At 74.7% G+C, this 25,477-nt stretch carries 23 protein-coding genes; 9 read left to right on the forward strand and 14 right to left on the reverse strand.

All coding sequences use genetic code 11. The features are described 5' to 3' along the window. Nucleotides 1–168: 168 nt before the first annotated feature. From OG455_RS00975 to OG455_RS00990, 4 genes are all read right to left on the reverse strand, one after another. The gene (locus OG455_RS00975) at nt 169–1,233 is read right to left on the reverse strand and encodes an amidohydrolase family protein (RefSeq protein WP_266289115.1); all 1,065 of its coding nucleotides are present in this window, start codon (nt 1,231–1,233) and stop codon (nt 169–171) included. A gap of 74 nt (nt 1,234–1,307) precedes the next feature. Next, complete coding sequence (gene lepB, locus OG455_RS00980) at nt 1,308–2,279, reverse strand: signal peptidase I (RefSeq protein ID WP_266289117.1); 972 nt, start codon at nt 2,277–2,279, stop codon at nt 1,308–1,310. A gap of 143 nt (nt 2,280–2,422) precedes the next feature. Continuing rightward, nucleotides 2,423–3,088, reverse strand: coding sequence for a LysE family translocator (locus OG455_RS00985; RefSeq protein ID WP_266289119.1), 666 nt, complete (start codon nt 3,086–3,088; stop codon nt 2,423–2,425). A gap of 21 nt (nt 3,089–3,109) precedes the next feature. Further along, entirely contained in the window at nt 3,110–3,847 is a 738-nt protein-coding gene (locus tag OG455_RS00990) for a metallophosphoesterase (protein WP_266300615.1), read from the reverse strand. 170 nt (nt 3,848–4,017) lie between these two features. Here OG455_RS00990 and OG455_RS00995 point away from each other — a divergent pair, with 170 nt between their 5' ends. Beyond that, nucleotides 4,018–4,704 carry an ABATE domain-containing protein gene (locus OG455_RS00995; protein ID WP_266300616.1) on the forward strand — a complete coding sequence of 229 codons (687 nt, stop codon included), beginning with the start codon at nt 4,018–4,020 and terminating at the stop codon, nt 4,702–4,704. A gap of 34 nt (nt 4,705–4,738) precedes the next feature. Here OG455_RS00995 and OG455_RS01000 read toward each other — a convergent pair whose 3' ends face one another. Next, entirely contained in the window at nt 4,739–5,209 is a 471-nt protein-coding gene (locus OG455_RS01000) for a GNAT family N-acetyltransferase (RefSeq protein WP_266300617.1), read from the reverse strand. 199 nt (nt 5,210–5,408) lie between these two features. Here OG455_RS01000 and OG455_RS01005 point away from each other — a divergent pair, with 199 nt between their 5' ends. From OG455_RS01005 to OG455_RS01015, 3 genes are all read left to right on the forward strand, one after another. After that, nucleotides 5,409–6,170 carry a pirin-like bicupin family protein gene (locus OG455_RS01005; RefSeq protein ID WP_266289121.1) on the forward strand — a complete coding sequence of 254 codons (762 nt, stop codon included), beginning with the start codon at nt 5,409–5,411 and terminating at the stop codon, nt 6,168–6,170. A gap of 82 nt (nt 6,171–6,252) precedes the next feature. Next, complete coding sequence (locus tag OG455_RS01010) at nt 6,253–6,489, forward strand: DUF6296 family protein (protein WP_266289123.1); 237 nt, start codon at nt 6,253–6,255, stop codon at nt 6,487–6,489. A 179-nt stretch (nt 6,490–6,668) separates the two neighbouring features. Beyond that, complete coding sequence (locus OG455_RS01015; RefSeq protein ID WP_266289125.1) at nt 6,669–8,615, forward strand: N-acetylmuramoyl-L-alanine amidase; 1,947 nt, start codon at nt 6,669–6,671, stop codon at nt 8,613–8,615. A gap of 61 nt (nt 8,616–8,676) precedes the next feature. Here the strand turns inward: OG455_RS01015 and OG455_RS01020 are convergent, their stop codons facing one another. The 3 genes from OG455_RS01020 to OG455_RS01030 form a co-directional block, all read right to left on the reverse strand. After that, nucleotides 8,677–10,077, reverse strand: coding sequence for a bifunctional glycosyltransferase family 2/GtrA family protein (locus OG455_RS01020; protein ID WP_266289127.1), 1,401 nt, complete (start codon nt 10,075–10,077; stop codon nt 8,677–8,679). 120 nt (nt 10,078–10,197) lie between these two features. Beyond that, nucleotides 10,198–11,679: a HAMP domain-containing sensor histidine kinase gene (locus OG455_RS01025; RefSeq protein WP_323185632.1), complete on the reverse strand. Its 1,482-nt coding sequence runs from the start codon at nt 11,677–11,679 to the stop codon at nt 10,198–10,200. An 83-nt stretch (nt 11,680–11,762) separates the two neighbouring features. Beyond that, nucleotides 11,763–12,569 carry a response regulator transcription factor gene (locus OG455_RS01030; RefSeq protein ID WP_323185374.1) on the reverse strand — a complete coding sequence of 269 codons (807 nt, stop codon included), beginning with the start codon at nt 12,567–12,569 and terminating at the stop codon, nt 11,763–11,765. Nucleotides 12,570–12,833: 264 nt separating this feature from the next. Here OG455_RS01030 and OG455_RS01035 point away from each other — a divergent pair, with 264 nt between their 5' ends. Both OG455_RS01035 and OG455_RS01040 read left to right on the forward strand, forming a co-directional pair. Further along, entirely contained in the window at nt 12,834–13,202 is a 369-nt protein-coding gene (locus OG455_RS01035; protein WP_266289129.1) for a peptidase inhibitor family I36 protein, read from the forward strand. A gap of 13 nt (nt 13,203–13,215) precedes the next feature. Next, entirely contained in the window at nt 13,216–14,166 is a 951-nt protein-coding gene (locus OG455_RS01040; protein WP_266289131.1) for a hypothetical protein, read from the forward strand. 46 nt (nt 14,167–14,212) lie between these two features. Here the strand turns inward: OG455_RS01040 and OG455_RS01045 are convergent, their stop codons facing one another. Then, entirely contained in the window at nt 14,213–15,451 is a 1,239-nt protein-coding gene (locus tag OG455_RS01045; RefSeq protein WP_266289133.1) for an NAD(P)/FAD-dependent oxidoreductase, read from the reverse strand. Between the two features lie 388 nt (nt 15,452–15,839). On the opposite strand from OG455_RS01045, the gene OG455_RS01050 reads away from it, so the two are divergent. Next, on the forward strand, nt 15,840–17,753 hold the full coding sequence (locus tag OG455_RS01050; RefSeq protein WP_266289135.1) for an acyl-CoA dehydrogenase: 1,914 nt from the start codon (nt 15,840–15,842) through the stop codon (nt 17,751–17,753). A 61-nt stretch (nt 17,754–17,814) separates the two neighbouring features. Here OG455_RS01050 and bla read toward each other — a convergent pair whose 3' ends face one another. Both bla and OG455_RS01060 read right to left on the reverse strand, forming a co-directional pair. After that, on the reverse strand, nt 17,815–18,741 hold the full coding sequence (bla, locus tag OG455_RS01055) for a class A beta-lactamase (RefSeq protein ID WP_266289137.1): 927 nt from the start codon (nt 18,739–18,741) through the stop codon (nt 17,815–17,817). A 251-nt stretch (nt 18,742–18,992) separates the two neighbouring features. Then, a complete protein-coding gene (locus OG455_RS01060) occupies nt 18,993–19,865 on the reverse strand; it encodes a C1 family peptidase (RefSeq protein WP_266289139.1) in 873 nt (290 codons plus the stop codon). A gap of 458 nt (nt 19,866–20,323) precedes the next feature. On the opposite strand from OG455_RS01060, the gene OG455_RS01065 reads away from it, so the two are divergent. Then, entirely contained in the window at nt 20,324–21,766 is a 1,443-nt protein-coding gene (locus OG455_RS01065; protein ID WP_266289141.1) for an alkaline phosphatase family protein, read from the forward strand. 87 nt (nt 21,767–21,853) lie between these two features. Here the strand turns inward: OG455_RS01065 and OG455_RS01070 are convergent, their stop codons facing one another. After that, the gene (locus OG455_RS01070; protein ID WP_266289143.1) at nt 21,854–22,576 is read right to left on the reverse strand and encodes an HAD family phosphatase; all 723 of its coding nucleotides are present in this window, start codon (nt 22,574–22,576) and stop codon (nt 21,854–21,856) included. 174 nt (nt 22,577–22,750) lie between these two features. Between OG455_RS01070 and OG455_RS01075 the strand changes: the two genes are divergently transcribed. Then, nucleotides 22,751–23,203, forward strand: coding sequence for a hypothetical protein (locus OG455_RS01075; RefSeq protein WP_266289145.1), 453 nt, complete (start codon nt 22,751–22,753; stop codon nt 23,201–23,203). Here OG455_RS01075 and OG455_RS01080 read toward each other — a convergent pair. After that, a complete protein-coding gene (locus OG455_RS01080) occupies nt 23,158–23,766 on the reverse strand; it encodes a sigma-70 family RNA polymerase sigma factor (RefSeq protein ID WP_266289147.1) in 609 nt (202 codons plus the stop codon). The two genes, OG455_RS01075 and OG455_RS01080, sit on opposite strands and share 46 nt — an antisense overlap. Nucleotides 23,767–24,088: 322 nt before the next feature. Next, nucleotides 24,089–25,252 (reverse strand): hypothetical protein, encoded by a 1,164-nt coding sequence (locus OG455_RS01085; RefSeq protein ID WP_266289149.1) that lies wholly within the window; start codon nt 25,250–25,252, stop codon nt 24,089–24,091. Nucleotides 25,253–25,477: the final 225 nt, after the last annotated feature.

Below are 25,477 nucleotides of genomic sequence, written 5' to 3' on the forward strand. Positions count from 1 at the left end.
TCGGACGGTACGAGGCGGGCCTCGGTCGACCGACAGCGGAGCGACAGCCGGCGACAGCGCCCTGACGGCGGCGTGACAGCGGTGGCCGGGAGAGTGGCGGTCAGGGCGCCGCCGAGGCCGCTCCGGCCGGGGCCGCCCGAGCCCCGCCGAGGGGCGGGCCCTCCGGCGTCAGGCGATCACGCGGCCCCGCAGGATGATGCGGCTCGGGTGCGCGAGCGCGGCGGCGTCGAGCGTCGGGTCGGTGGCGTAGGCGACGAGGTCGGCGGGGCCGCCGTCGACCAGCCCCGGCAGGCCGAGCCAGTCGCGCGCCGTCCAGGAGGCCGCGCCCACCGCCGCCGCCACCGGCAGGCCGGCCCGGACCAGCCAGCCGACCTCGCCGGCGACGGTGCCGCACGGAAAGCTGTCGGTCCCGGCCAGCACGGTGACCCCCGCCTCGTGGGCCGCCCGGACGCCTGGCGGCAGGCCCGCCCAACCGGCCAGCCACTGGTCCCGGGCGGCGCTCGGTTCCGCGGCCCGGCGGCGCTCCTCCCCCGCGCCGAAGACGCCGAGGGTGGGGACCAGCGCCGTGCCCTGGGCGGCCATCCGGTCGAGCAGCCCCGGATCCAGGTGCATGCCGTGCTCCAGGCTGTCGGCCCCGGCCAGTACGGCATTGCGACAGCCCTCGGCGGTCTGGCAGTGCACCGCCACCCGCCCGCCGACCGCGTGCACGGCCTCGACGACGGCCACCAACAGCTCCAGCGGCACGGCCGGTTGGTCGTACTTCCAGTCGCCGATGACCTTGCACCAACCCGAGGACGCCTGGGCCTCCTCCACGGCGGAACGCACCAGGTCGGCCTCGCTGACGTCCCGTCCGAAGCCGGGGAAGAACCGGCCCGGGGTGGCCAGCCAGCGGCCGGCCGAGCGGACGCGCGGCAGCTCCGGGTCGTGCTCCACCCAGTCCGGGATCCGGGCGGCGGTGCCGGGCGTGCGGACGAGCAGCACCCCCGCGTCCCGGTGATCGGTCAGGTGCCGCCGGAGCACCTCGTCGCTGAACAGATCGGTGCCCCGCTCGGTCGGGTCGCGCCGCTCGGTACCCGGATGGGTGTGCACGTCGACCAGGCCGGGCAGCAGCCAGCCGCCGTCGACGACCGTCTCCGCCCCCGGGACCGGGTCGGTCCGCAGGCGGTCGCCGTCGATCCAGAAGGACCGCTCCTCCCGCTCCGGCAGCACAACTCCCCGCACCCGCAGCACCATCGGTACGCCCCCTCGAATCCGCCGAGCCCTCCGTGCGCGGCCCGGCCCCGTGCGCACCGATCCTACGGGTGGGTTCAGCGCGCCGAGCCGCGCGCCGACCACCGCCGGCGGCGGCGCCGGGTCAGCAGCGCGGTCACGGCCAGCCCGGCCGCACCCACCAGCGTCGGGCCGCCCGCGGCCAGCCCGGCCGAGGCGGGCGCGGGCGAGGCGGGCGCGGGCGAGGCGGGCGCGGGCGAGGCGGGCGCGGGCGGCGTTCCCGGCGCGGTAGCCGCCGCGGCTGCCGAGGCGGCGGAGATCGGCAGCGTCCCCCAGTGGGTGGGCGGCCAGGCGACCGCGAGAGCGCGGCCGACGACGTCCTTCACCGGCACGGCCCCGCCACCGGGCTCGTCCATGTGGTAGCGCGAGTCACTGGAGTCGCCACGGTTGTCGCCCAGCACCCAGATCGAGCCGGCGGGCACCGTGAGCGGCCCGAAGCCCCGGTCACCGCACGGCGTCGTCCCCGCCGGGAGGTACGGCTCGGCCAGGGCCCGGCCGTTGACGTACACCGGGCCGGTGCCCTGGCAACTGATCCGGTCGCCGCCCACCGCGATGACCCGCTTGATCAGGTCCTTCTCGCTCGGGTCCGGCATGAGTCCGACCGTGCTGAGCACGCCCTGCATCCCGCGCACCACCGAGTTGCCACCGGGCTGCTGACCGGCCTCGTTCCTCAGCCAGTTGTCGGGGTCGTGGAAGACGACCACCTCTCCGCGGGACGGCCCGGCGCCCAGACCCGGCGTCAGTTTGTCGACCACGACGCGGTCGCCGACCCGCAGGGTGCCCATCATCGACGGGGAGGGGATGTAGAACGCCTGGGCCAGGAACGTCTTGATCAGCAGCGCCAGGACCAGCGCGACCCCCGCCAGGACCGGCAGCTCCACCCAGAACGGCCGCTTCTTGCGCGGCGCCCCCGACCTGCCGCCGAGCAGGCGCCGCGCCTTGGCCGTCACCCCCGCCACCCTCGTTCGTTGCTCCTGCGGCTCCCCGCCGACGATCGGCAACTCCCCCATGGCACATCTCCGTTTTCTGGCAGACCGTCAGCGCCCGTACGGCTGAACCGAAGCCATCATCACGGCACGGGGGTGTGAGGGGCGTAAGAGCAGGCTGTGCGCGACCGGACCGGAGGCCTGCGCGGCTCCCGCCCGGCGCCCGGTCAGCTCGCCGCGGCGCGCAGGGCCAGGACGACCAGGACCGCGGCGCTGACCCTGCTGAGGAGTGCCTTGACGCGCGGTGCGGCGGCGGCGCGCGCGGCCCTGCCGAGCACCAGCGTCCAGCTCAGCAGCCAGAGGGCGAGCAGCGCGGCGTGGGCGGTGGCGAGGATCAGGACCTGCCGTGGCAGGGAGTGGTGCGGATCGATGAACTGGGGCGTCAGCGTGAGGTAGATCGAGGCCGCCTTGGGGTTCAGCACGTTGCCGAGCAAGGCCCGGGTGTAGGTGGAGCCACGCGCGTGCGGCACCCGTCGGCGGATCGGCAGAGCGCGGGACAGCCGGGCGCGGATCCACCGGGCGCGGACCGGCCGGGCCGCCGGGCGTGGCGCGGCGGAGCGCCAGATCGAGAGGGCGAGGAGGAGCAGGTAGCCGGCGCCGAGCAGGCGGACGACGGCGAACGCCTGGCTCGAACGCATCACCACGGCGGACAGGCCCAGCGCCGCCAGCGTCGCGTGGACGTACAGGCCGGTGACGGTACCCAGGACGACCGGCAGGCCTTCGCGCCGGCCGCCGGTGGCGACCCGCTGGACGAGCAGGGTCAGGCTCGCCCCGGGGGTCGCGACCAGCGGCAGGACCGCGGCTAGGAAGCCGGCCACGGCGGAGGGGTTCATGGTGGCGGCTCGCGGCGGCCGTCAGGCCACGACGCGGAAGTGCGTGACGATCCGCCCGTCCTCGACGACGTGGAAGGCCAGTCCGGGCGGGGCGTCCAGGTCGGCGATCCGCTCGCCCTGCCAGGGCAGGCCCAGGGTCCACACCGTGCCGGGGGCCACCCGCACGGGCCGGCCGGCGAACTCGCCCACGGCGCCGGTGTGGGCGTGGCCGGTGAGCAGCGCGAGGACCTGCGGGTACGCGTCCAGCACCTCGGCGAGCCCCTCGGTCTGCCCGAGCCTGATCGAGTCGGGCAGCGGGTGGTGCAGGAGGACCGGCGGGTGGTGGAACGCGAGCAGGGCCGGGGTGTCGGGGCCCAGCTCATCGAGGCTGGTGGAGATCCAGGCGAGGGTCTCGGGCGCGAGCAGGCCGTCATGGCGGTCCGGGATGGTCGAGTCGGCCATCAGGATCGCGGTGCCGCCGATCCGGTGGAGGCTGTTGACCGGCCCGTCGGCGGCCGGGCGGCGCAGCAGGGCCGTGCGGTAGGCCGCGCGCACGTCGTGGTTGCCCGGGCAGGTCAGCACCGGGAAGGGCGCGCTGAGGATCTCAGCGGCCTGCTCGTACTCGGCCGGATCCCCGTGGTCGGCGATGTCACCGGTGACCAGCAGGGCGTCGGGGAGCCGGGGCAGCGCCCGGAGGTGGTCCATGACGCGGGTGGCCCGCTCGGCCGCACGCGCGGTGCCGTCGAGGTGGAGATCGCTGATGTGTGCCAGGAGGAGCATGCTCACCTTTTCCGTGTGGAGTCCGACCGGGCAGTACCCGGCCACCTCTGCGTCTAACGCTAAAACTTTGTCGATGCGTTAGAGACGGTAGACTGCGCACCAGCACTTGATCAAGTGGATCCGCAACGGCGGACCATGATCGGATGGAGCCCATGGACGACACGGAGACGATGGATCGGTGCCTCGCGCTCGAACTCGCGAGCACCATCCGCCATGACGGCGACGGCGGTGTGGCGGACGACCTGTCCGACGCGCCGGGCCTGACGCGATGGTTGAGCGAGCGCGCCGAGCTGCTGGCCGGAGCGGTCGGCACAACGCCCCACACAGCCGGCTCCACCACCGACTCCACCACTCGCTTCACCACCGGCTCCACCACTGGCTTCACCGCCGGGGAGACGGACAGGGCGGCCGTCGTGGCGGTGCGCGAGGCCGTCCGGGCGCTCTTCGCGCACGCCGTCAGCCCAGCGCCGCCGAGCCCCGCCGACGCCCAGCGGCTGATCTCCGTGGCCGACGCGCTGGAGCGCCTCAACGCGGCCGCCCGCCGCGTCCCGGTGAGTCCGCGGCTGACCTGGCCCGCCGACGGGCCGCCGCTGCGGCAACTGGTCGCACCCGGCGCGACCCGGGACCCGCTCGACGCGTTGACCGCCGCGCTCGCCCGCTCCGCCATCGACTTCCTGGCCGGGCCGCGCCGCGAACAGTTGCGCGCCTGCACCGCGCCGCGCTGCGTGCGCTACTTCCTCAAGGGGCACGGCCGGCAGGAGTTCTGCAAGCCCTCCTGCAGCAACCGCGCCCGGGCCGCCCGCCACTACCAGCGCCACCACGAACCGGCGACCGCGAGCCGGACGACCAAGGACTGAGAGGCGGGGGCCGGGAGGGGGGCAGGGGCCAGGGTCAGTCGAGGTCCAGGCGCCAGCGGACCTCGCCGTCCTGCCACCGGTCGGTGGGGGTGAGTCCAGCGGCACGGGCCACGGCGGCGGAGGCCTCGTGGTCAGGATGGATGTGGGCGATGACCGTGCGCACCGCTCGCTCCCCGAGCCGGCCGACCAGGGCGCGGGCCGCCTCGGTGGCGATGCCGCGCCGCTGCCAAGGGGTGCCGATGACCCAGGCGATCTCCGCGCAGGGGCCGCGGTCACCCTGAGTGATGGTCGCCTGCACCGTGCCGACCAGGCAGGCCTGGTCACGTAGCCGGACGGCCCAGTTGCACCAGGAGACGGCGGGATCCGGCGAGCCGGCGGCCCAGCGGGCGTAGCGGGCGCGCAGCACCTCGGGGCCGTCGGGGGCGCCGCCGATGAAGGCGTGCAACCCCGGGTCGGCGAGCGCGGCGGCCATCTCCTCCGCGTGCTCGACGGCCAGCGGCAGCATGGTCAGGCGGCCGCTCCGGAAGGGCCCGGACTCGATGGCCCCGGGCTCAGCGGCTGCCGGCCGATCGGCTATCGGGTCACCGGCCATCGGGTCACCGGCCATCACGCCGCCTCCGCCCGGGCCAGCCGGCAGCGGCCGGTCGGGAATAGCTCAAGGCGGTGATTGTTGAAGATTTAACATCTAGCAAAGGAGAACTCCGATGGCTTCCATCCTCGACGTCCGCCGCGCCGGCGAACGCTTCCACACCCGGGCGGGCTGGCTCGACTCCCACCACTCCTTCTCCTTCTCCCGGCACTGGGACCCCGCCAACACCCACTTCGGGCTGCTGCTGGTGAGCAACGACGACATCGTCGCACCCGGCACCGGCTTCGACACCCACCCCCACCGCGACATGGAGATCGTCACCTGGGTGCTCGACGGCGCCTTGGTGCACCAGGACTCCGAGGGCCACAACGGCATCATCTACCCGGGCCTGGCCCAGCGGATGAGCGCGGGCAGCGGCATCCTGCACAGCGAGAAGAACGACTCCTGGACGCTGACCGGCGACCCCGAGCACCGCGATCCGGTCCACTTCCTCCAGATGTGGACGATCCCCGACGAGGCCGGGATCCAGCCGGGCTACGAGCAGCTCGACGTCAACGACGAGCTCGCGCGCGGCGGCTGGGTGACCCTCGCCTCCGGCATGGACCGGGACGCCGACCGGCGGGCCATCGCCATCCGGCAGCGGCACGCCGCGCTGCACGCCGCCCGGATCCGCCCGGCGGAGACCCTGCAGCTGGCCACCGCCCCCTTCACCCACCTGTTCGTCGCCCGCGGCAGCGCCGAACTGGAGGGTGCCGGCGAGCTGGCGACCGGTGACGCGGTGCGGATCACCGGCGCCGAGGGCCAGCGGATCACCGGCGGCCCGGCCGGCGCGGAGCTGCTGATGTGGGAGATGACCGCCGCGGCCCAGGTGGGCTGACGGGCCGCACGCCGCGCGGCGCGGCGGTGGGTACCGTGGAGGCAGGGGTCCGTGCGGGCCCCCGCCGACCAGGAGGTGTCCGATGGCTGAAGCCGCGTACGAGCTGGTCTTCGTCCGCGTGATCGCCGGGCACGAGCACGAGGACGTCGTCCGGGTCCGGCCGGTCGGGACGAAGGGCCCGGGCGGCCATCCGGTCTACGCCGACGGGAGCGGAGCCGTCCGGGCCGAGATCAGCGACCAGGGCGAGATCCGGATGATGGCCACCACCGGTCAGCAGGACCTGCGCTCGCCGACGACCGTACGCCGGGTCGAGGTCTGAACCGGCTCGGGGCCTGAACCGACTCGGGGCCTGAACCGACTCGGGGCCTGAACCGACTCGGGGCCTGAACCGACCGCACGGGCGGCGGCCACTCGTGTGGCCGCCCAGCGCGGCGGCTCAGCCCGGCGGCTCAGCGTGGCCTCCCGGAGCGCGCCGGTTCCGGCCGGTAGAACGGTGCCGTGCCTCGATTCCCAGCTGCCCTCCTCACCCTGGCGCTCGGCTGCGGCGCCGCCCTCACCGGCCCCGCCGCGGCCCAGGCCACCCCGCCCGACAGCGGACCCGCCGCGCTGCAGCGGCAGTTCGCCGCCGCCGCGACCGAGTTCGGCGTTCCGCGGAGCGTGCTGCTGGCGCTGGCCTACCAGGAGAGCCGCTGGGAGTCCCACCAGGGCAGGCCCAGCACCACGGGCAACTACGGCGTGTTCGGCCTGACCGACGCCGACACCCCGCCGACCCACACCCTGGACGAGGCGGCCCGGCTGATCCACCGCCGGCCCGAGGAGTTGCGCGAGGAGAGCGCTCAGAACATCCGCGGCGCGGCGGCGCTGCTGACCTCGTACCAGAAGGCCCTCGGGGCACCGACCGACGGCGGGTCGGCCGGCTGGTACCGCGCGGTCGCCCGCTACGGGCAGGCCGGCGTGACGGGCACGCGGGCCGAGACGGCCGGGCGGGTCTTCGCCGAGCGGGTGTACCGGACGATCCGCACCGGCGCCGCGCGCACCACACCGGAGGGCCAGCGGGTGGTGCTGCCGGCCGAGCCCGGGCTGCGGCTGGAGGGGCCGACGCCGGGCGCGGGGCCCGACACGGGGCCGGCGCCTGAAACCGGGGCGGCGCCCGGTGGCGGCGCGGCAACGGGCGACGGGGCGAGCGACCCGACGGCCGCCGCCCCCGCCCCCGCCGAGTGCCCGCCGGAGCTGGGCTGCGACGTCACACCCGCCGCCTACGCGCTGACCGACCCGCACGACCCGACGTCCTTCGGCAACTACAGCAAGGCCGACCGGCCGCAGGACGGTGAGCAGATCCGCTACGTGGTGATCCACGACACCGAGGGCGACTACCAGTCGGCCGTCTCCGCCTTCCAGGACCCGGCGGACCAGGCCAGCGCGCACTATCTGGTGCGGGCCGGCGACGGGCACGTCACCCAGCTGGTGCCGACCCGCGACATCGCCTGGCACGCGGCCAACAAGACCATCAACATGCACAGCATCGGCATCGAGCACGAAGGCTTCGCGCTGCCGAAGACCAAGCCGACCTGGTACTCCGAGCAGCTGTACCAGTCCTCGGCCGAGCTGGTGCGCTACCTCGCCGCCCGGTTCGGCATCCCGCTGGACCGCGAGCACGTCTTCGGGCACGACGAGGTCCCCGGGCCGACCCAGCAGGCGATCAGCGGGATGCACTGGGACCCGGGCACATTCTGGGACTGGGCGCACTACCTGGAGCTGCTGCACGCGCCGATCGATCCCGGCCTCGACCGGCCGCCGCTGCCCGGCGAGACGGTCACCATCGCGCCGCCGTTCACCGCCGACAACGAACCCGCCGTGGCGGGCGTGGCGGCCCGGCCGGAGAACTTCGTCTACCTGCGCACCGGCCCGGCCGCCGATGCCCCGCTGCTGAACGGCGGCGGCACCGACGCCTCGGACTGGACCGACAAGGCGGTCACCGGCGTGCGGTACGTGGTCGCCGACCAGCGCGGCGACTGGACGGCGATCTGGTACGGCGGCAAGGAGGCCTGGTTCGCCGATCCCGGCGGCAGCACCGCCAGGACGGACCGCCAGGGCGACCACCCGCAGCAGTTGGTGACCCCGCGGCCGGGCGCCGCGAGCGTCCCGGTCTACGGACGGGCCTACCCCGAGGCGGCGGCCTACGCCCCGTACCCGGCGATCTCCCCGATCGCGGTGGTGCCGCTCACCGCGACCATCCCGGCCGGGCAGGCCTACGTCTCGGTGGACGACGCGCCGCAGCCGGCGCAGTTCTACTACGACCAGAACATCAACGGCGACGCGCCGAACGACCGGACGCTGGTGGTCGGTCAGGAGAAGTACTACGCGATCCGCTTCAACCACCGGCTGGCCTTCGTGAAGGCCGCCGACGTCCGCCCGATCGCGGCGCAGGGGGCGAGCGACTGGTAGCGGGCGAGGGGCCGGCAGCGGGCGAGGGGCCGGTCCCGCGCCCGGGCGGGCTTGCCGGCCCTCAGTCCGAGGAGCGCCGCGCGGCGAAGACCCAGCCGCGCAGCAGCACGAAGCGCAGCACGGTCGCGGCCAGGTTGGCCCCGATGAGCACCAGCAGTTCGACCTGGTGCGAGGAATCGCCGCCGACCGCGTGCAGCCCCGCCAGCGCCCCGGAGGTCAGCGCCAGGCCGACGGCGAACACCGCCAGCCCCTGGGCCTGGTGGCGCACCGCCCCGGCCCGGCCGCGCACCTTGAAGGTCAGCCGGCGGTTGGCGGCCGTGTTGGCGAGGGTGGCCGGCAGCAGCGCGAGCGCGTTGGCCGCCTGCGGGCCGGTGCCCAGCCGGAGAGCCGCGTAGAGGCCCAGGTAGAGCAGGGTGCTCAGGCCGCCGATGACCGCGAACGCGGCCAGCTGGCGCACCGCCGCCGGGCGGGCGCCGCCGGCCGCCGGCCGGTCCCGCGGATCGTCGCCGGACGGGCGGCGCAGCGCGTCCAGCGGCAGCGCGCCGGTGGCCAGGGCCCGGCCGATCCGCCAGACGCCCTTGAGGTCGTCGGTGGCGGTCCTGACGATCCGTACGCTGGAGTCGGGGTCGTCCACCCAGTCCACCGGCACCTCGTGGACCCGCAGGCCCGCGCGCTCGGCGAGGACCAGCAGCTCGGTGTCGAAGAACCAGCCGCCGTCCTCGACCAGGGGCAGCAGCCGGTGGGCCACCTCGGCGCGGATCGCCTTGAACCCGCACTGGGCGTCGGAGAAACCGGCCGCCAGGGCACCGCGCAGGATCAGGTTGTAGGCCCGGGAGATGAACTCGCGCTTGGGCCCGCGCACCACCCGCGCGGAGCGGGCGAGCCGGGAGCCGATCGCCAGGTCGGAGTGGCCCGAGATCAGCGGGGCGACCAGCGGGAGCAGCGCGTTCAGGTCGGTGGAGAGGTCCACGTCCAGGTAGGCCAGCACCGGCGCGTCCGAGGCCGACCAGACGGCGTTCAGCGCCCGGCCGCGCCCCTTGCGCTCCAGCCGCACCGCGCGCACCCGGGGGAACTCGCCGGCCAGCTCGCGGGCGACGAGCGGCGTGCGGTCGGTGCTGGCGTTGTCCGCGATGGTGATCCGGAAGCCGTAGGGGAAGGTCTCGGTGAGGTGCGCGTGCAGGCGGCGCACGCACGGGGCCAGGTCCTCCTCCTCGTTGTGGACCGGGACGACGATGTCGAGGACCGTGCGGGTGCGGTCGGCCGGCAGGTGCTCCCGGGTCGGCAACTGCTCCCGGGTCGGCAGGTGTTCCCGGGCCGGCGGACGCTCCCGGGTCGGCGGCGCGGGGAGCTCCGGCAGCTCCGGGAGCACCCGGGGTGCGGCCGGCCCGGCGGACGGGGTGTCAGGGGTCGCACCGGGGCGGCGGGTCGGGGCGGCGACCGGCGGGGGCGGCGGAGTACTCATGCCTATGACCCTGCGCGCCGGGGCTGTTCCACCGGTGTGGCACGGATGTGGATCAGCTGTGGACGCGGCCCGGGGTCGCCGCGTGGGGACGGCGCCCGGGGACGGCGCGGCGGCCCGGGATCAGGCGGTGGCGGGCAGCGCCACCGTGACCACCGTCCGGCCGGGCCCGCTGGCCACCCGCACCTCGCCGCCGTGCGCCGCCACCACCGCGTGGACGATCGCCAGCCCCAGGCCGGTGCTGCCCGCGTGCCGCGATCGCGAGGAGTCGCCGCGCGCGAAGCGGTCGAAGATGTGCGGGCGCACCTCGGGTGGGATGCCCGGTCCGTCGTCGGCGACCTCCAGCAGCACCCGCCCGTCCTGCTGCCGGGCCCGGGCGGTGACCGTGGTGCCGGGCGGGGTGTGGTGGCGCGCGTTGCCGAGCAGGTTGACCAGCACCTGGTGCAGCCGGGCCCGGTCGCCGCGCACCTGCACCGGGTCGTCGGGCAGCTCCAGGCGCCAGCGGTGTTCGGGGCCCGCCGCCCGGGCGTCGCTGACGCAGTCCACCACCAGCGGCGAGAGGTCGAGCGGGGCCAGCGAGAGCGGCCGGCCGGCGTCGAGCCGGGCCAGCAGCAGCAGGTCCTCGACCAGCGTGGTCATCCGGGACGCCTCGGACTCGATCCGCCCCAGCGCGTGCCGGGTGTCCGGGCCGATCTCCTCGCGTCCGCGCCGGGTGAGTTCGGCGTAGCCGCGGATCGAGGCCAGCGGCGTGCGCAGCTCGTGGCTGGCGTCCGCCACGAACTGGCGCACCTGGGTCTCACTGGCGTGCCGCGCCTCCAGCGCCGAACCGACGTGCCCGAGAAGCCGGTTGAGCGCCGCGCCGACCTGCCCGGCCTCGGTGCGCTGATCGGTGTCGGCCTCGGGCACCCGCTCGCGCAGGATCACCTCGCCGCGGTGCAGCTCCAGTTCGGAGACCCGGGCCGCGGTCGCGACCACCCGGCGCAGCGGCCGCAGCGCGGAGTTGGTCAGGACGACGGCGACCAGTCCGGCGGTCAGCAGCGCGCCGACCGAGAGGCAGAACTCGGTGAGCACCAGGCGGTCCATGGTGTCCTGCTGGTCACTCGCCGGCAGGCCCACCAGCACCTGGTCGCCGCTTTGGTGACTGTGCGTCAGGGCGATCCGGTAGCTGCCGAGGCCGGGCAGGTCGACCGAGTGCGGCACCCCCTGTGGACCGGCCGCGAGCTGGTCCAGCGCCGCGAGTTGGGCGGTGCTGAGCTGGGTGATGCCCAGGCTGCTCGCACCCGCGCTGATGCCGCCCGCGACCGCCTGACCCGCGTCGACCACCGCGCCGAGCGTGGCGGGCGGCTGGCCGGGGCCCAGGACGAAGCCGAGGTCGCCGTCACGCCCGTCGGCGCCCCGCTCGCCGCTCGGCGGGCCGGGGAAGCCGTCCGCGCCGCCCGGCCCGGCCGCGCGCATCGTCACGCCGCTGAGGGTGTGGTCCAGCTGCCGGTAGAGGTCCCGGTGCAGCACGACGGCCGTCACCACGCCGACCACCGCGCAGACCACGGCGATCAGCGCCATCGAGGAGACCAGCAGTCTGGTCCGCAGCGACCAGCGGCGACGCAGGCCCCGGACGCGCGCGGCGCCCCGGACGCGCACGCTGCCGCGGGCACTCACGGCGGCTCGGGGGCTCACGGGGACCCGGGCACTCACGGGGACCCGGTCGTATCGGGTGACGCGGGTGACACGGGTGACACGGGTGACTCGGGTGACTCGGCGGGCTTGATCTGGTAGCCCGCGCCCCGGCGGGTGTGGATCATCGGGGCGTGTCCCGCGTCGATCTTGCGGCGCAGGTAGGAGATGTACAGCTCGACCACATTGGTCTGGCCGCCGAAGTCGTAGGACCACACCCGGTCCAGGATCTGCGCCTTGCTCAGCACCCGGCGCGGGTTGCGCATCAGGTAGCGCAGCAGCTCGAACTCGGTTGCGGTCAGCTCGATCTGCCGGCCGGCCCGGGTCACCTCGTGGCTGTCCTCGTCCAGGGTGAGGTCGCCGACCACGATCAGCGACTCGGTCCGCAGCGCCGCCGCGCCCGAGCGGCGCAGCAGCCCGCGCAGCCGGGCCACCACCTCCTCCAGGCTGAACGGCTTGGTCACGTAGTCGTCGCCGCCCGCGGTCAGGCCGGCGATCCGGTCCTCGACCGAGTCCCGGGCGGTCAGGAAGAGCACCGGGACGTCCGGCACGTCCCGGCGCAGCCGGTACAGCACCTCCAGCCCGTCGAAGTCGGGCAGCATGACGTCCAGCACGACCGCGTCCGGACGGAAGTCGCGCGCGGCACGCAGCGCGCCGGCGCCGTCGGCGGCGGTGCGCACCTGCCAGCCCTCGTAGCGCAGGGCCATCGAGAGCAGCTCGGCGAGCGACGTCTCGTCGTCCACCACGAGCACGCGCACGGGTGAGCCGTCGGCTCGGGACAGCTCGGGGCGGCCGGCGGCGGCCGGCGGTTGGAGTGCAGCCATGGAACGACCTTCGGCGGCACGCCTGAGAGCGGGCTGTCGCGAACCTGTGGATCCGCTAAGAAGGTCGGCCCGGGGCTCCCCCGAGCGCCACCGGTCCTCCCCCGGGGCTACCGCCGCAGGTGGAGCCGGGGGCCGGCTGATGCCAGGGTTTGCCCGCGCTTCAACCCGCCGCCGTATGTGCAGCGCGGGCCGGCGCTCCTAGGTTCGTCTCAGAACGGGCCCGCACCGAACGGCCCGAGTTCCTCACCAGGGAAGGGAACCGACATGCTCAAGCGCGTCCTCTCGGCCGCCGCCGTACTCCTCGGGGTGACCACCTGCATCGCCGTGGCACCGTCCGCCGAGGCCGCCGCTCCCCCGCCGTACTGCGACGCCGGATGGCTCTGCGCCTACTACGACGCCTCCTACGGTGGCGGCTCGCCGCAGCACGTCTCCGGGAACAACGACGACCTGACCGGCTTCGACCTCTTCTACAACATCCAGGGCGGCTCGCTCTACAACAACGGCACGCAGTGCAACGTCACGGTCTACACCGGCAAGAACCGCGGCGGGTCCGCCTACCCTCTCAACCGCGGCACCGGCTGGAAGTCGATCGGCTCCAACCTGCCGCACATCGAGTCCAACCACTGGTGCTAGGTCGGGCCACGCCATGAGACCCCGACCGCACGGCATCGCCGCGGTGCTGCTGGCGGTCGGCCTCGGTGCTGCCGGCTGCGCTCCCGCCGGCGGCACCGCCGCCGACCCGGCCCAGCCCGCCCCGTTCGGCAACGTGGTCGCCGGCGACCCCGCGACCCTCCCCGCGCTGCACCGGGCGTACGAGCAGGACACCGCCGCCTGCATGCTCGGGCGCGGGTACACCTACCATCCGGAGCCGCTCAGCACGCAGGACAGCAAGCCGCCGCGCAACCCGTACGGCCTGCTCACGGCCACCGAGGCGGGCGCCGACGGCTACGGCCTGACCAGTGGCGCGCTCGCCGCGCCGCCCGCAGACCCGAACCAGGCCCGGAGCACCGACAGCGGTTGGAGAACGGCCCTGCTCGGCACCGCCGCCCACCAGGTGACCGTGCAGGTCCCCGGTGGCCAGGCGTTCTTCTACAACTCGGACGCCTGCCTGACCACCGCCGAGGACCAGCTGTACGGGCCCGACTACCAGCGCCTGCACAACACCTTCCAGGTGCTGACCAACCAGGTGCTGACGGCGGTCCAGCAGGACCCGCGCTACCTGGCGGCGCAGCGCGACTGGGCCGCCTGCATGGGCCGGGCGGGCGTGGCGGTCAAGGAGTTGGCCGACGCGCCGGCCCTCGTCGGCGACCGGCTGGGGCAGGCGGGCCAGGATCCGGCCGCCGTACGCGCGGTCGGACTGGACGAGTTGCGCACCGCCCGCACGGACGCCGGCTGCCAGCGGAGCAGCGCTCTGGCCGCCGCCGTCGCGGCCGCCCAACCCGGTGCCGAGCGGGCCACGCTCGGCACCCACGCGGCCGACCTCGACCGGCTGCGCGCGCTCACCGGGGCGGCGGTGGCGCGCGCCACCACCGGAAATGCCCCTGCGGCGGGGCGGGTTGCGACGGCGGAACGCTCGACCACGGGCTCGGACGACTGACCTCACTCGGCCGAGTGGACCAGCGCACCCCCCGTCCAGGGAGCCCCTAGCTCTGGCCGACCCGGCGGCGGCCGGTCTCGCGGGAGGCGGCCACCAGCGGGAAGGCGTAGTCGGCCATCCTGCTCTCGTACTCGCGCACGGCCGTCACCAGCGGCGCCCCGGTGCCGGCGGCGCGGGTGAGCGCGAGCAGCAGTTCGCCGGCGTCGCGCAGCGCGGTGTTGGCGCCCATCGCCAGCACCGGGCTCATCGCGTGGACGGCGTCGCCGATCAACGTGACCGGCCCCGGCTCCCAGCTCGGGCCGGGGACAGCGGTGGAGATCCGCAGCGGGAAGAGGGAGTCGGTGTCCCAGAGCCGCAGCAGCTCGTGCAGCTCCGGGTGCCAGTCGGGGCCGAACAGGCCGGTGGCCAGCTCCCGCAGGGCCGCCGGGCCCAGCCGCCGCAGCTCGGCGAAGTCGGGCAGGCCGGGGTGGCCGACCGGGGCGCCGACCAGGCAGGCCAGGTAGTCCTGGACCGGTGCCAGCGCGACCGGCGGGCGCAGCGCCCGCCCGGCCAGGTCGGGTCGGGTGGCGGGCTCCACCGGCCCCACGCCGAGGTGGGGGCGGCCGGGGCCGCCGGTGACCACGGTGAAGATGCCCGCCATCGCCCACTCGGGGATCCGGGCCCGGGTGGCCGGGTCGAGCGGGATCCGGCCGTACACCAGGCGAAGGCCCGCGTCCTCGACCCCGGCGTGCGGCAGCAGCTGCCGGCGCACGGCGGAGCCCACACCGTCGGCGCCGATCAGCAGGTCGGCGGTGGCGGTGCTGCCGTCGGCGAACCGGGCGGTGACGGTGCCGTCCGGCTCGCGGCTGTGGTCGACCAGCCGCGCCCCGTGGTGCACCCGGTCCTCCAGCCCGGCGAGCAGGATCTGGCGGAGCGTGGGCCGGTCGAACGCGCGCGGTCCGGTGCCGGTTCCGGTGCCGGGGCCGCTGCTACTGCCGCTGCTACTGCCCTCGGGCCCGGTGGCGTCCGGCCCCGTGGCAGCTCGGTCGGCGAGCACCGCGAGCTGCCGGTCGCGCACCACGACGCGGGCAGGCGGGGCACCCGCCGTGTCCAGTGCGAGCTGACAGAGCGGCGCGGGCAGGCAGCGGCTCAGGCCGGTCAGGCCGGGCTCGTCGAGTTGGATGCGGTAGCCCTGCGGTCGGGCCCCCGGGTGGGCGTCGCGCTCGTAGACGTCGACGGGGAAGCCCTGGCGGCGCAGCCCCTGGGCCAGCGCGAGGCCGCCCAGGCCGGCGCCAATGATGATCACACGATACGTGCGGTGCACAGTCCTCTGCCTTCGTAGGTCGATCACGAAGGAAGGCACTGGCTCCCCGAAGACGGGGCAGGAACACCCGGTGACGGGTGCCGCTCCGAAACACCATTCAGGAGCGAATTTTTCGCGCATTCCGTTGGAACGGGAGAGAACGTACCATGGTTCGCGGCCGGACCGGCGCCCGATCAGCGGTCGACCAGCGGTCGACCAGCGCCCGACCAGCGCCCGACCAGGGCACGACCGCAGCCCGACCACGGCACGACCACGGCACGTGGTCCATGTGACATATCATCAGATCTCCGAGTCGGGTCGCCGCGTACGCGGCCCCGGGCCACTCCGGCAGGCGCGGCCGTCGCCGGCCCCGCCCCCAGGAGCAGCGCTGTTGACCAACCGCCCCGACCCCGCTCTGGTCGCGCTCTTCGCCGACCCGTTCTTCGCGCCGCCACTCGGACCCGGGGACCATCTCCCCTACCTCGGGCTGCGCCGACTGAACAGTGAACTACCCTCCGAACAACCATTGCTGACTGATCATCAAAACCTCGGCGCGCTGCTCGACCTGGCGGCTGTCACCGATCCCCGCCTGTTCCGGGTGATGGCCCTGCACCACTGCGCGACCATCGGACCCGCGCTGGCGTGCGGCGCGGCGCCGGAGGACATCGCCGAGCTCGCGACCACGCGCTCGATCGGCGGCGCGCTGCTGACCGAGCTCGGCGGAGGCGAGGGCGACGGCGGCGGCGGCAACGGCGAGGGCAACAGCACCGGCGGCGAGGTCCGCACCGAGGCCGTCTTCGACCCGGCGACCCGCGAATTCGTGCTGCACACCCCGAGCAGCGCGGCGGTCAAGTACCCGCCCGCCGTGGGCCAGGACGGCCTGTCCCGGCTCACCCTGGTCAGCGCCCGCCTCACGGCGGCCGGGGCCGACCGCGGCACCTTCCTCTTCCTGGTCGCCCTGCGCGACCGGGCACGCCCCGCCGCCGGGGTGACCATCGAGCGGCGGCCACCCACCGCGCTGCTGCCACTCGACTACGCCGCCGTCCGCTTCGACCAGGTCCGGGTGCCATACCGCCGCTGGCTCGCCGACGGTGCCGGCATCGACGCCGAGGGCAGGTTCCACGAACCGCTGGACGGACCCTCCCAACGCACCCTCCGCAGCGCGAGCCTGAGCAGATTCGCGTGGGGCGCGGACAGCACCGGCCTGGCCGCCGTCGCCCGGGCCGCCGTCGCGCTGGCCCTGCCGCATGCCGAGCGCCACCTGCCCGCCGACCGACGGCGGCTGCTGCTCGGCGCCCTGGCCGACGCGGTGGCGGCCACCGCACTGGCGCACCAGGTCACCGCCGCCTGCTGGCAGTTGCCCTCGAACCGCGGTGAGGGCGACGGCACTCACCGCGGAGGCGAGGGCACTCACGCCGGCGGCGACAGCCAGGGCGGCGGCCGCGCGGACGGTCCGGGCACTGCGGACGATCCGAGTGCCGCCACCCTGCGCGCCCTGGCCCTGGCGAGGGTGAGCGCGGGACGGCTGGCCGACCGCGCCGTCGAGCAGTGCCGCGAAGCCACCGGCGTGCTCGGGTTCTTCTCGGAGAACCGCCTGATCGACTACCAGGCGCTCACCAGCGCCTGCCGCGCCGATGGGGACGAGCAGCGACTGCTGCTGGACGCGGCGTGGACGATGGCCACCGGCGACGACTACCGGCCCCCGGCCGACGGCCCCGCTCCAGGACCCGGCGGACCCGGCGGACCCGGCGGACTCAACGGACTCAACGGACTCGACGAAGCCGACGGGTTCGATGGAGTCGACCCCGATGACCTGCTCGGACTGCTGCGCGCCCGCGAGCACCTGCTGCACCGCGACCTCACGGACCGGCTGCGCGCCGCCGAGGCGGCGGGCACCGAACGCCCCGCCGCCTGGCGCGGCCTCGCCGAACCGGCGCGGGAACTCGCCGAGGCGCACGCCGCCCGCAGCGCGGCCCAGGCGTTCGCGGCAGAGGCCTTCGCCGCACAGGCACGGGCGGAGCAGCCGGAGGACGAGGCGGCGCTGCTGGAGGACCTGCAGCGGCTGCACTGCCTGGCCCAGGTGGAGCCCCACCTCGGCTGGTACCTCACCGAGGGCGTGCTGACGCCGGCTCAGGCCCGCACGCTGCCGGTGCTGCGCGCCGCGGCCGTGGAGCGCCTGCTGCCCCGCGCCGGGGAGTTGACCGCGCTACTGCGGATCCCCGCCGAACTGCTGCACGGTCCGCTGGCCGGCGATGACCACCGCTCGGCCCTGGCACCGGCACCAACGCCGGTGCCGGCCCACTGAGCTCGCAGGCCCAAGGGCCAGGGGCCAGGGGCCGTGTCCGTGGCGGCCGAGTTGTGAGCTGTCAGGTGAGGGCCGCCGCCAGGAGTGCGGCGGTCCTGGCGATCAGCGGCTCGTCCGCCGGCGCGGCGGCGTCCTGCTTGGTGGCCAGCACGGACAGGACGACGGGCGTCCCGTCCGGGGTCCAGGCGATGCCGACGTCGTTGGTGGTGCCGTAGTCACCGGTGCCCGTCTTGTCCGCGAGGGTCCAGTCCGTGGGCAGTCCGGCGCGCAGGCGGGCGGCGCCGGTGGTGTCGGCGAGCAGCCACTCGGTCAACTGCCGCCGGTCCCGCGGAGCGAGGGCGTCCCCGAGGACCAGCTCCCGGTGGGTCCACCCGATGGCGGCCGGGCTGGTGGTGTCCGTCCGGCGTCCCGGTTCGGCGGAGTTCAGCGCGGGCTCCCACCGGTCGAGCCGCGTCACGTCGTCGCCGATGGACCGGCAGAAGCGGGTGATCGCGGTGGGACCGCCGAGCTCGCGGAGCAGCAGGTTGTTGGCGGCGTTGTCGCTGTAGTCGATGGCGGCGGCGCACAACTCGGCGACGGTCATGCCGTTCGCGAGGTGCCCGGGCGTGCCCGTGATCGGGGCGTAGCCCGCGGCCGTGACGTCCTCGCGGGTGTACCGGATCCGCCGGGCGAGGAACGTGCCGTCCCGGTCGAGGTCCCGCAGGACCGCGGCGGCGGTGATCGTCTTGTGCACCGAGCAGATCGGGAAGAGCTCGTCGGCGCGGTACGCCACGCTCCTACCCGTGAGCGTGTTCCGCGCGAACACCCCCAGCCGGGCGGCGTGCTGCCGCTCAAGGTCGGCCAGCGCCCGGGCGATCGAATCCGCGCCTGGAGACCGGTTGCCCGCGGCATAGGCCCGCCCGCCCGTGGACACGGCGGCGGCCAGTACCGTCCCGGCGCCGAAGGCCAACACCGCGCGCCGACTCGGGCGCCCTGCGAGGGTCTGCACGATCGTGTCCTCCTCTGTTCGACTGCTCGACCGTCCGATTGCTCAACTGCCCAGCTGCCTCATTCCTATCCTCGCCCGCCGGCCGTTCTTGGCCGGGGCGACACGTCGGAGCGCGTCACGTCCTTCAACGCGGCGAGCGCCGCGCTGCCGGGGCAGCGCGGCGCTCGGCACCCGTGGCGCGCGGGTGCGGGTGCGGGTGGAGCAGGGTGGATCAAGTGGACCAGGTCAGTGGACCAGGTCAGTGGACCAGGTCAGTGGATGCCCTGCCCGGTCGCCACGATCGAGCCGACCGCGTCGGCCTCCTCGATCTGGTTGGTGACGAACTTCCACGGCACGGTGAAGTAGCCGTTGGCGCCCCACGAGGAGCCCCACGAGTTGGCGATCTTCACGCCCTGGCTGTTGTAGCCGACGATCGCCACCTCGTGGCCGCCCAGCGGCTGCCGGCGCAGCTCCGAACTGGTCGGGTAGTAGGTGTAGTTGGCGGCCGTGGTGGCGCTGATGTCCTCCAGGCTCTGGTAGACCTCGAAGGCGAAGACCACCGGCTCGCCCTGGGCCAGCGCGCTCTTGACCTCGTTCTGCAGCGCGCTGCCGGTGTTCAGCGCGGTGTAGCCGGAGAGCTTCCAGTTGGCCGCGTTGGCTGTCTCGTTGGCGTCGGGCTGGGTGGTGTAGTCGAAGTCGCCCTGCCAGTAGTCGGCCTTGGTGTCCAGGCCCTGGCTGGTCAGGATGGAGAAGTGCTGGCTGGCGTAGCTGCCCTCGTCGTCGCCCTGGGCGATCTGCGCGTAGGTGTACATCGGCGCGTGCGGGGCGCCCTGGATGCCCTCCTCGCCCTCCAGGACGGTGAAGGCGGAGTAGTCGATCGCCCAGGCCACGCACGACCCGACCTGACCCTGGTCGCCCACGGTGGGAATGTAGTTGCTCAGGTCCACGCTCGCGGGGAGCGCGGCGTTGCTGTGCACGGCCAGCGCGGTACGGGTGTGGTCGGCGGTCGGGGAGACCAACGCGCCCAGCGCGTAGTGGTGGTGCTGCTGGGCGGGGGCCGCGGAGGCGGCGGGGACGGCGGCCGCACCGAGTGCGCCGGCTATCGCCAGGACGGCGATGACGCGGCCGCGGAGGTTCTTGGACACGGGCGTTCTTCCTTCTCTGGTGGGGGGACACGCGACCCGGTGGCATGCGGGGGCCAGCGGGCAGAGCGCGGGAGTCGGTCACGGACCGCATGACCGGCGGGAGGACGCGAAAGGGGGGGTGCGGAGCTCCGGCCGGCCCGGCGACCTGCGGCCTGAGGGGCGGTTCCGCGGTGCCGGCGGCGGGGCCTGACCCAACGATAGGGTCAGCTGACGGGACCATGCCAGGTCGACAACCTGACATGACCGGAACACGACAGCAAGGTGTGCCGCGGGTAACGGGACTTGCCGTTGTAACACGCTGGTGGTCCGCCCACTGATAGCCCCACTCACCGGACGTTCTCGGCCTGTTCATCGAATGACCGCGACGCGGCGCCGGGCCGGTGCGGCAGAGTCCTCATCGGAACGGTCGAACCATCTTCCCCGGCACAGCGAAGAACTGACGGAGAGGCAGGAGAACCATGTCCGGAATGACCCGACGCAGGCTGCTCGGTGCGGCGGCCGGTGTGGCAGGCGGCGCGGCGGCGATGACGCTGCTGCCGCCGAGCGTCCAGCAGGCGGTGGCGGCCGGCGTGCCGCGGCGCGGCTCACTGCGCGACGTGGAGCACGTGGTCCTGCTGATGCAGGAGAACCGCTCCTTCGACCACTACTTCGGCACCCTCTCCGGCGTGCGCGGCTTCAACGACCCGCACGCGCTGCGCCTGGACACCGGCCGCTCGGTCTTCTACCAGCCCGACAGCGTCAACCCCGACGGCTACCTGCTGCCGTTCCACCTGGACACCCGCACCACCAGCGCCCAGGCGATCCCGTCCACCAGCCACGCCTGGTCGGTGCAGCACCAGGCCTGGAACGGCGGCAAGATGGACCAGTGGCTGCCCGCCCACCGCGCGGCGGACGGCGTCAACGGCCCCTACGTCATGGGCTACTACACCCGCGACGACATCCCGTTCCAGTTCGCGCTGGCCGAGTCGTTCACCATCTGCGACAACTACTTCTGCTCGGTGCAGGGCCCCACCTGGCCCAACCGGCTCTACTGGATGACCGGCAGCATCGACGCCGCGGGCACCCAGGGCGGCCCGATCATCCAGAACTCGGCGCCCAAGCCGCTGACCTGGACCACCTACGCCGAGCAGCTGGAGTCGGCCGGGGTGAGCTGGAAGGTCTACCAGGAGGCCGACAACTACGGCACCGACGTCCTCTCGCTCTTCGCCAACTTCCAGAACGCCAAGCCGGGTGACCCGCTGTACGACAAGGGCATGACCGCCCAGCCGACCGGCACCTTCGAGGACGACGCGCGCAACGGCCGCCTGCCGGCCGTCTCCTGGATCCTGCCGACCAGCTACCAGTCCGAGCACCCGAACTACCTGCCGGCCGCCGGGGCCGACTTCGTCGCCTCCAAGATCGAGGCGATCGCCAGCAACCCGGAGCTCTGGGCGAAGACCGTCTTCATCCTCAACTACGACGAGAACGACGGGCTCTTCGACCACGTGGCACCCCCGGTGCCGCACAACCCGGCCACGGAGGGCGAGTTCATCCAGGGCCTGCCGATCGGCGGCGGCTTCCGGGTGCCGTGCATCATCGTCTCGCCGTGGACGGTGGGCGGCTGGGTGGCCTCCGAGGCCTTCGACCACACCTCGGTCCTGCAGTTCCTGGAGCGCTTCACCGGCGTGACCGCCGCCAACGTCACCGACTGGCGGCGCGACACCTTCGGCGACCTCACCTCCGCGTTCCAGTTCCGCACCGGCACCTCCCGGGCGCCGAAGCTGCCCGACACCGCCGCCCAACTCGCGCTGGCGGAGCAGGAGGTGGCCACCAACCCGAAGCCGACCCTGCCGGGCGCCACCCAGCACTTCCCGCGCCAGGAGCCCGGCCACCGCCGCCAGGTCCCCCCGCACCGCGGCTGAGGCCCCGGCCGGCCCTACCCGGCCCGACCCCGTGTGAGGGTGGCCCGCCGCACCAGGCGGCCCACCCCCGCACGGGGGTCCGGCTGATCAGGCGGTCGGCACCGGCTCCCCCGCGGCTTCGGCGGCGTCCCCGGCGGCGTCCTCTGCCCACGGGCCCGGCGCGGCAGCGCGCATCCGGTCGAGCAGCCGAGGCAGCTCCCGCATGTCGTCGAGGAGCACCGTGCCAGGACCGCGCAGCCGCTCCGGGCGGCTCAGGCCACCGTGGTACCCGAACGAGCGCATGCCCGCCGCCCGGGCCGCCGCGAGGCCGAACGGACTGTCCTCGACCACCACACAGGCACCGGGGTCCACGCCCAGTCGCGCCGCCGCGTGCAGGAAGAGGTCCGGCTCCGGCTTGCCCCGCGCCACGTCCTCCGCGCTGAAGATCCGGCCCGCGAACCGCTCGTGGAGGCCGGTCATCCCGAGCGTCCTCCGCAGCCGCGCGTGGCCGCTGCTCGATGCCACGCAGGTGGGCAGGTCGATCGCGTCCAGGGCGGCCACGATGCCCTCGACCGGTGCCAGCTCGCGTTCGAACGCCTCCTCGTAGAGCGGCCTGAACTCAGCGTCCCAGTCGGGCGGCAGGCGCCGGCCCAGGTGGGCCTCGATGTCGGCCGTCATCGAGGCGTGGGACCGGCCGACGAAGCGGTCGACGATCTCCTCCTCGCCCATCGGCCACCCCAGGGCGGCGAGCACCACCGCGTCCACCCGGACAGCCAGACGCTCGCTGTCGATGAGGACCCCGTCGCAGTCGAAGATCACCAGTTCGATCATGCGGGCAGCCTAACCGGCGCCCTCTCCTGGCCGCCGCGCCGCGGTGCGGTCCTCGTGCCGCAGCGGCCGGGACGGCACCGGCAGCAGCACCGGCACCGGCAGCACCCCCCCCCGTTCGGGGGGTATTGGTCCAACCGCCTGTCAGCGCCGCGACGCCTCAGTAGCCTCAGGGGCGTGGACGAGAAGAAGACTCCCGCCCAGGTGGCACTGGACGACCAGATCCGGGCTGCCGGGGCGGACGCGGCCGGGCTCGGCGCGGCGGAGGGCTGGGGCATCCCCCGGAAGATCGCCGTCGACCAGGCGCCGCCGTGGTTCAGGAAGGCCTCCGCCATCATGCAGGAGGCGCTGGCTCGCGGGGAGCTGGCGTACTGCTCGCACTTGGGCGGCGGCCCCCAGCCCGTGGTCCTGCTGGCCGAGGAGCCCCGGCGCTGGTACTGCCTGCCCTGCTTCCGCCGCGCGCAGGCCACCCGCCGCTGCCTGCGCTGCGGTCAGCCCTCCGGCGAGCTGACCCCCGAGGGCGGCCACGAGGACGTGATCCAGGGCCCTGTGATCACCTACTCGATGGTCCGCTGCCCGGCCTGCTACGAACGCGGACCCGAGGTCCCGGACACCTTCGGCCGGGGCTGACGGCGCGCGGGCCGACCACCGGGTGCCGGTGCCGGGCACCCGAAGCAGGACCTCAGGCGGATGATCGCGTCCCGCAGCCGGGTCTTCACCGTGCCCACCGGTACGCCCAGCAGCGCGGCGGCCTCCGTGCTGGTGCGGCCCTGGAAGTAGGTCAGCGACACGGCCTCGCGCTGGATCGGGCTCAGCACGCCCAGGAAGGCGCGCAACCGCTCGTGCTCCGAGCGGCGCTCGACCGACCAGGCCACGTCGTCCGGTGCCGCCTCGGGGAGCAGGGCGCCGGCCCGCCGCTCCCGCTCCCGCTCGGCGTGCAGCGACCGGACCCGGTCCACCGCCCGGTGGTGAGTGATCGTCAGCACCCAGGGCAGCACCTCGCCGCGGTCCGGGTGGTACCGGGCCGCCGAGCGCCACACCTCCGTCATCACCTCCTGTGCCACGTCCTGGGCGAGGTCGACGTCACGCAGCACCTTGAGGGCCAGTCCCAGCACCGGCCCCGCCGTGAGCTCGTGGAACCGCTCGAAGGCGGGTTCGTCGCCGGTCGCCACGGCGGCGACGGCGGCGCGCAACTGAGCGGCGGGAGCGGCGGAGTCGAGTGCCCGACGGAACAGTTCGGTTGCGGAGGGCGCGGAGGGTGCGGAGGGTGCCGACGGGGCGGCGGAAGGGACGGGAGGGACGGGAGGGACGGGAGGGACATGACGTGGCACGCGGCTCCCCCAAGCCAGGCGGCGCCGGGGTGCCGGCGCGACGGGATCGAATCGAGGGGTGAGCCTCACTCGGGCCGGACCGGTCGGGCCACTCGCAGCGGTTGTGCGTCGAGCAACCGTTTCTGCGGGCCCGGCCGCCCCCGCCGGGGAGCCGGTGCCGGACGACCGGGCCGGTGCGCCGACCTCAGCGGGTGACCGCCGCCGGGACGTTCTCGTAGATGTTGGTGCTCACGTCCGCCTGCACCCGGTAGTGCACCACGCTCAGCGGGCCGAGGCCGGAGAGCACCTCGATCAGATCGGTCACCCCGAGCGCTGGGCAGCCCACCCCGCGCACCGCCCCCTCCAGCCGATCGATGACGGCGACCGTCGCGGCCGCCCCGAGCTCCTTGGGGTCCAGGTCACCCAGCCCTACCGGCGCCAGAACCCGCTGGGCCGCCGGCAGGTCATGGTCGCACCGGTCGTCAGCACCCGCGCCGCCGCCACCGCCACCACCGCCCTCACCGCCCAGGAGCAGCACCAGGTCGCTGGCCGCCGCCGCCAGCCGGACGGCGGCGCGGGCCCGCGAGGCGGCGTAGCACCACTGGTCCGGGTGCGGCCCCCGGATCAGCGGGAACCTGGCGCGCAGCACGTGCAGCACCTCGGTGACGTCCTCGATCACCGAGCAGGGGCGGATCGCGTACGACAGCCTGGCGGGATCCGCGACCTCCAGCCGCCGGGCCTGCTCGACGGTCGGCACACGGAGCAGCGGTCCTGACGGTCCGCCAGCCCAAGGTTCGTCGGTTCCGGTTCCGGCTCCGGCTCCGGCTCCAACCAGCAGCACGGTATCCCCGCGGCCGCGGCCTGCCCGCACCGACTCCCAGGCGGCGACCGCCGCGCGGCATCCGGTCCCGGCCGCAGCCACCGGCGGTGACCCGGCGGCGGCCCCGCGCTGCGGGCGGGGCACCGGGGCACCCGCCGCGCAGGCCCGCGGGGCGAGCGGCACGAGCACCCGGCGCGTGCGGATCACCTGGGACCAGGTGTCGACGGCCAACCGCACCAGGCTCACGTCCTGGTCGGCCGCGGCGGCGGCCGCCAGGCCGACCACCCTGCCGTCGAGGTCGCGGTAGCTGCTGCCGACCAGCACGCCCCCGGTTCGCCGCGGCGGCCCGCTCGGCCGTGTCACCGCGTCCGGCTCCAGTGCGGCGAGCACCACCCGCGCGCCTCGCCGGACGAGCCAGGCGGCCAGCAGCGGCGCGGCCGGGCACCGTACGACACCGCGTTGCGGGTGGTTGAAGCTCGTCACCACCGTGATCCCATCCGAGCCGGCCGCCGTGGTGGCGAACTCCTCGGTCAACAGCGACCTGTTCACTGGCCGATACCCTCCCGCCCGGCGCGTCGGCGCCGGTGTCGTGCGCCCGGGGCAGCGGGGCGCGGTCCTCCTCGTTCGGCCGGCGGGGCGGCGGAGATTGGTGGCGCCCTCGGTTCGGGTCCCAGGTTCACCCGTACGAGGGGCGCGAGGTCGGCGGCAGAGCCGCGAGAGCCCCGGGAGAGGCCGCCGGAGAGGCGCGGCGGAGGGGCGCGGCGGACGCATGGC

It is taken from the genome of Kitasatospora sp. NBC_01287 (genome assembly GCF_026340565.1).
Lineage (GTDB): Bacteria > Actinomycetota > Actinomycetes > Streptomycetales > Streptomycetaceae > Kitasatospora.

Excerpts from the sequence above, each read along its gene's own strand:
- OG455_RS00975 (WP_266289115.1), bottom strand. The coding sequence starts at position 1,233 with ATGGTGCTGCGGGTGCGGGGAGTTGTGCTGCCGGAGCGGGAGGAGCGG.
- lepB (WP_266289117.1), bottom strand. The coding sequence starts at position 2,279 with ATGGGGGAGTTGCCGATCGTCGGCGGGGAGCCGCAGGAGCAACGAACG.
- OG455_RS00985 (WP_266289119.1), bottom strand. The coding sequence starts at position 3,088 with ATGAACCCCTCCGCCGTGGCCGGCTTCCTAGCCGCGGTCCTGCCGCTG.
- OG455_RS00990 (WP_266300615.1), bottom strand. The coding sequence starts at position 3,847 with ATGCTCCTCCTGGCACACATCAGCGATCTCCACCTCGACGGCACCGCG.
- OG455_RS00995 (WP_266300616.1), top strand. The coding sequence starts at position 4,018 with ATGGATCGGTGCCTCGCGCTCGAACTCGCGAGCACCATCCGCCATGAC.
- OG455_RS01000 (WP_266300617.1), bottom strand. The coding sequence starts at position 5,209 with ATGCTGCCGCTGGCCGTCGAGCACGCGGAGGAGATGGCCGCCGCGCTC.
- OG455_RS01005 (WP_266289121.1), top strand. The coding sequence starts at position 5,409 with ATGGCTTCCATCCTCGACGTCCGCCGCGCCGGCGAACGCTTCCACACC.
- OG455_RS01010 (WP_266289123.1), top strand. The coding sequence starts at position 6,253 with ATGGCTGAAGCCGCGTACGAGCTGGTCTTCGTCCGCGTGATCGCCGGG.
- OG455_RS01020 (WP_266289127.1), bottom strand. The coding sequence starts at position 10,077 with ATGAGTACTCCGCCGCCCCCGCCGGTCGCCGCCCCGACCCGCCGCCCC.
- OG455_RS01030 (WP_323185374.1), bottom strand. The coding sequence starts at position 12,569 with ATGGCTGCACTCCAACCGCCGGCCGCCGCCGGCCGCCCCGAGCTGTCC.
- OG455_RS01035 (WP_266289129.1), top strand. The coding sequence starts at position 12,834 with ATGCTCAAGCGCGTCCTCTCGGCCGCCGCCGTACTCCTCGGGGTGACC.
- OG455_RS01040 (WP_266289131.1), top strand. The coding sequence starts at position 13,216 with ATGAGACCCCGACCGCACGGCATCGCCGCGGTGCTGCTGGCGGTCGGC.
- OG455_RS01065 (WP_266289141.1), top strand. The coding sequence starts at position 20,324 with ATGTCCGGAATGACCCGACGCAGGCTGCTCGGTGCGGCGGCCGGTGTG.
- OG455_RS01070 (WP_266289143.1), bottom strand. The coding sequence starts at position 22,576 with ATGATCGAACTGGTGATCTTCGACTGCGACGGGGTCCTCATCGACAGC.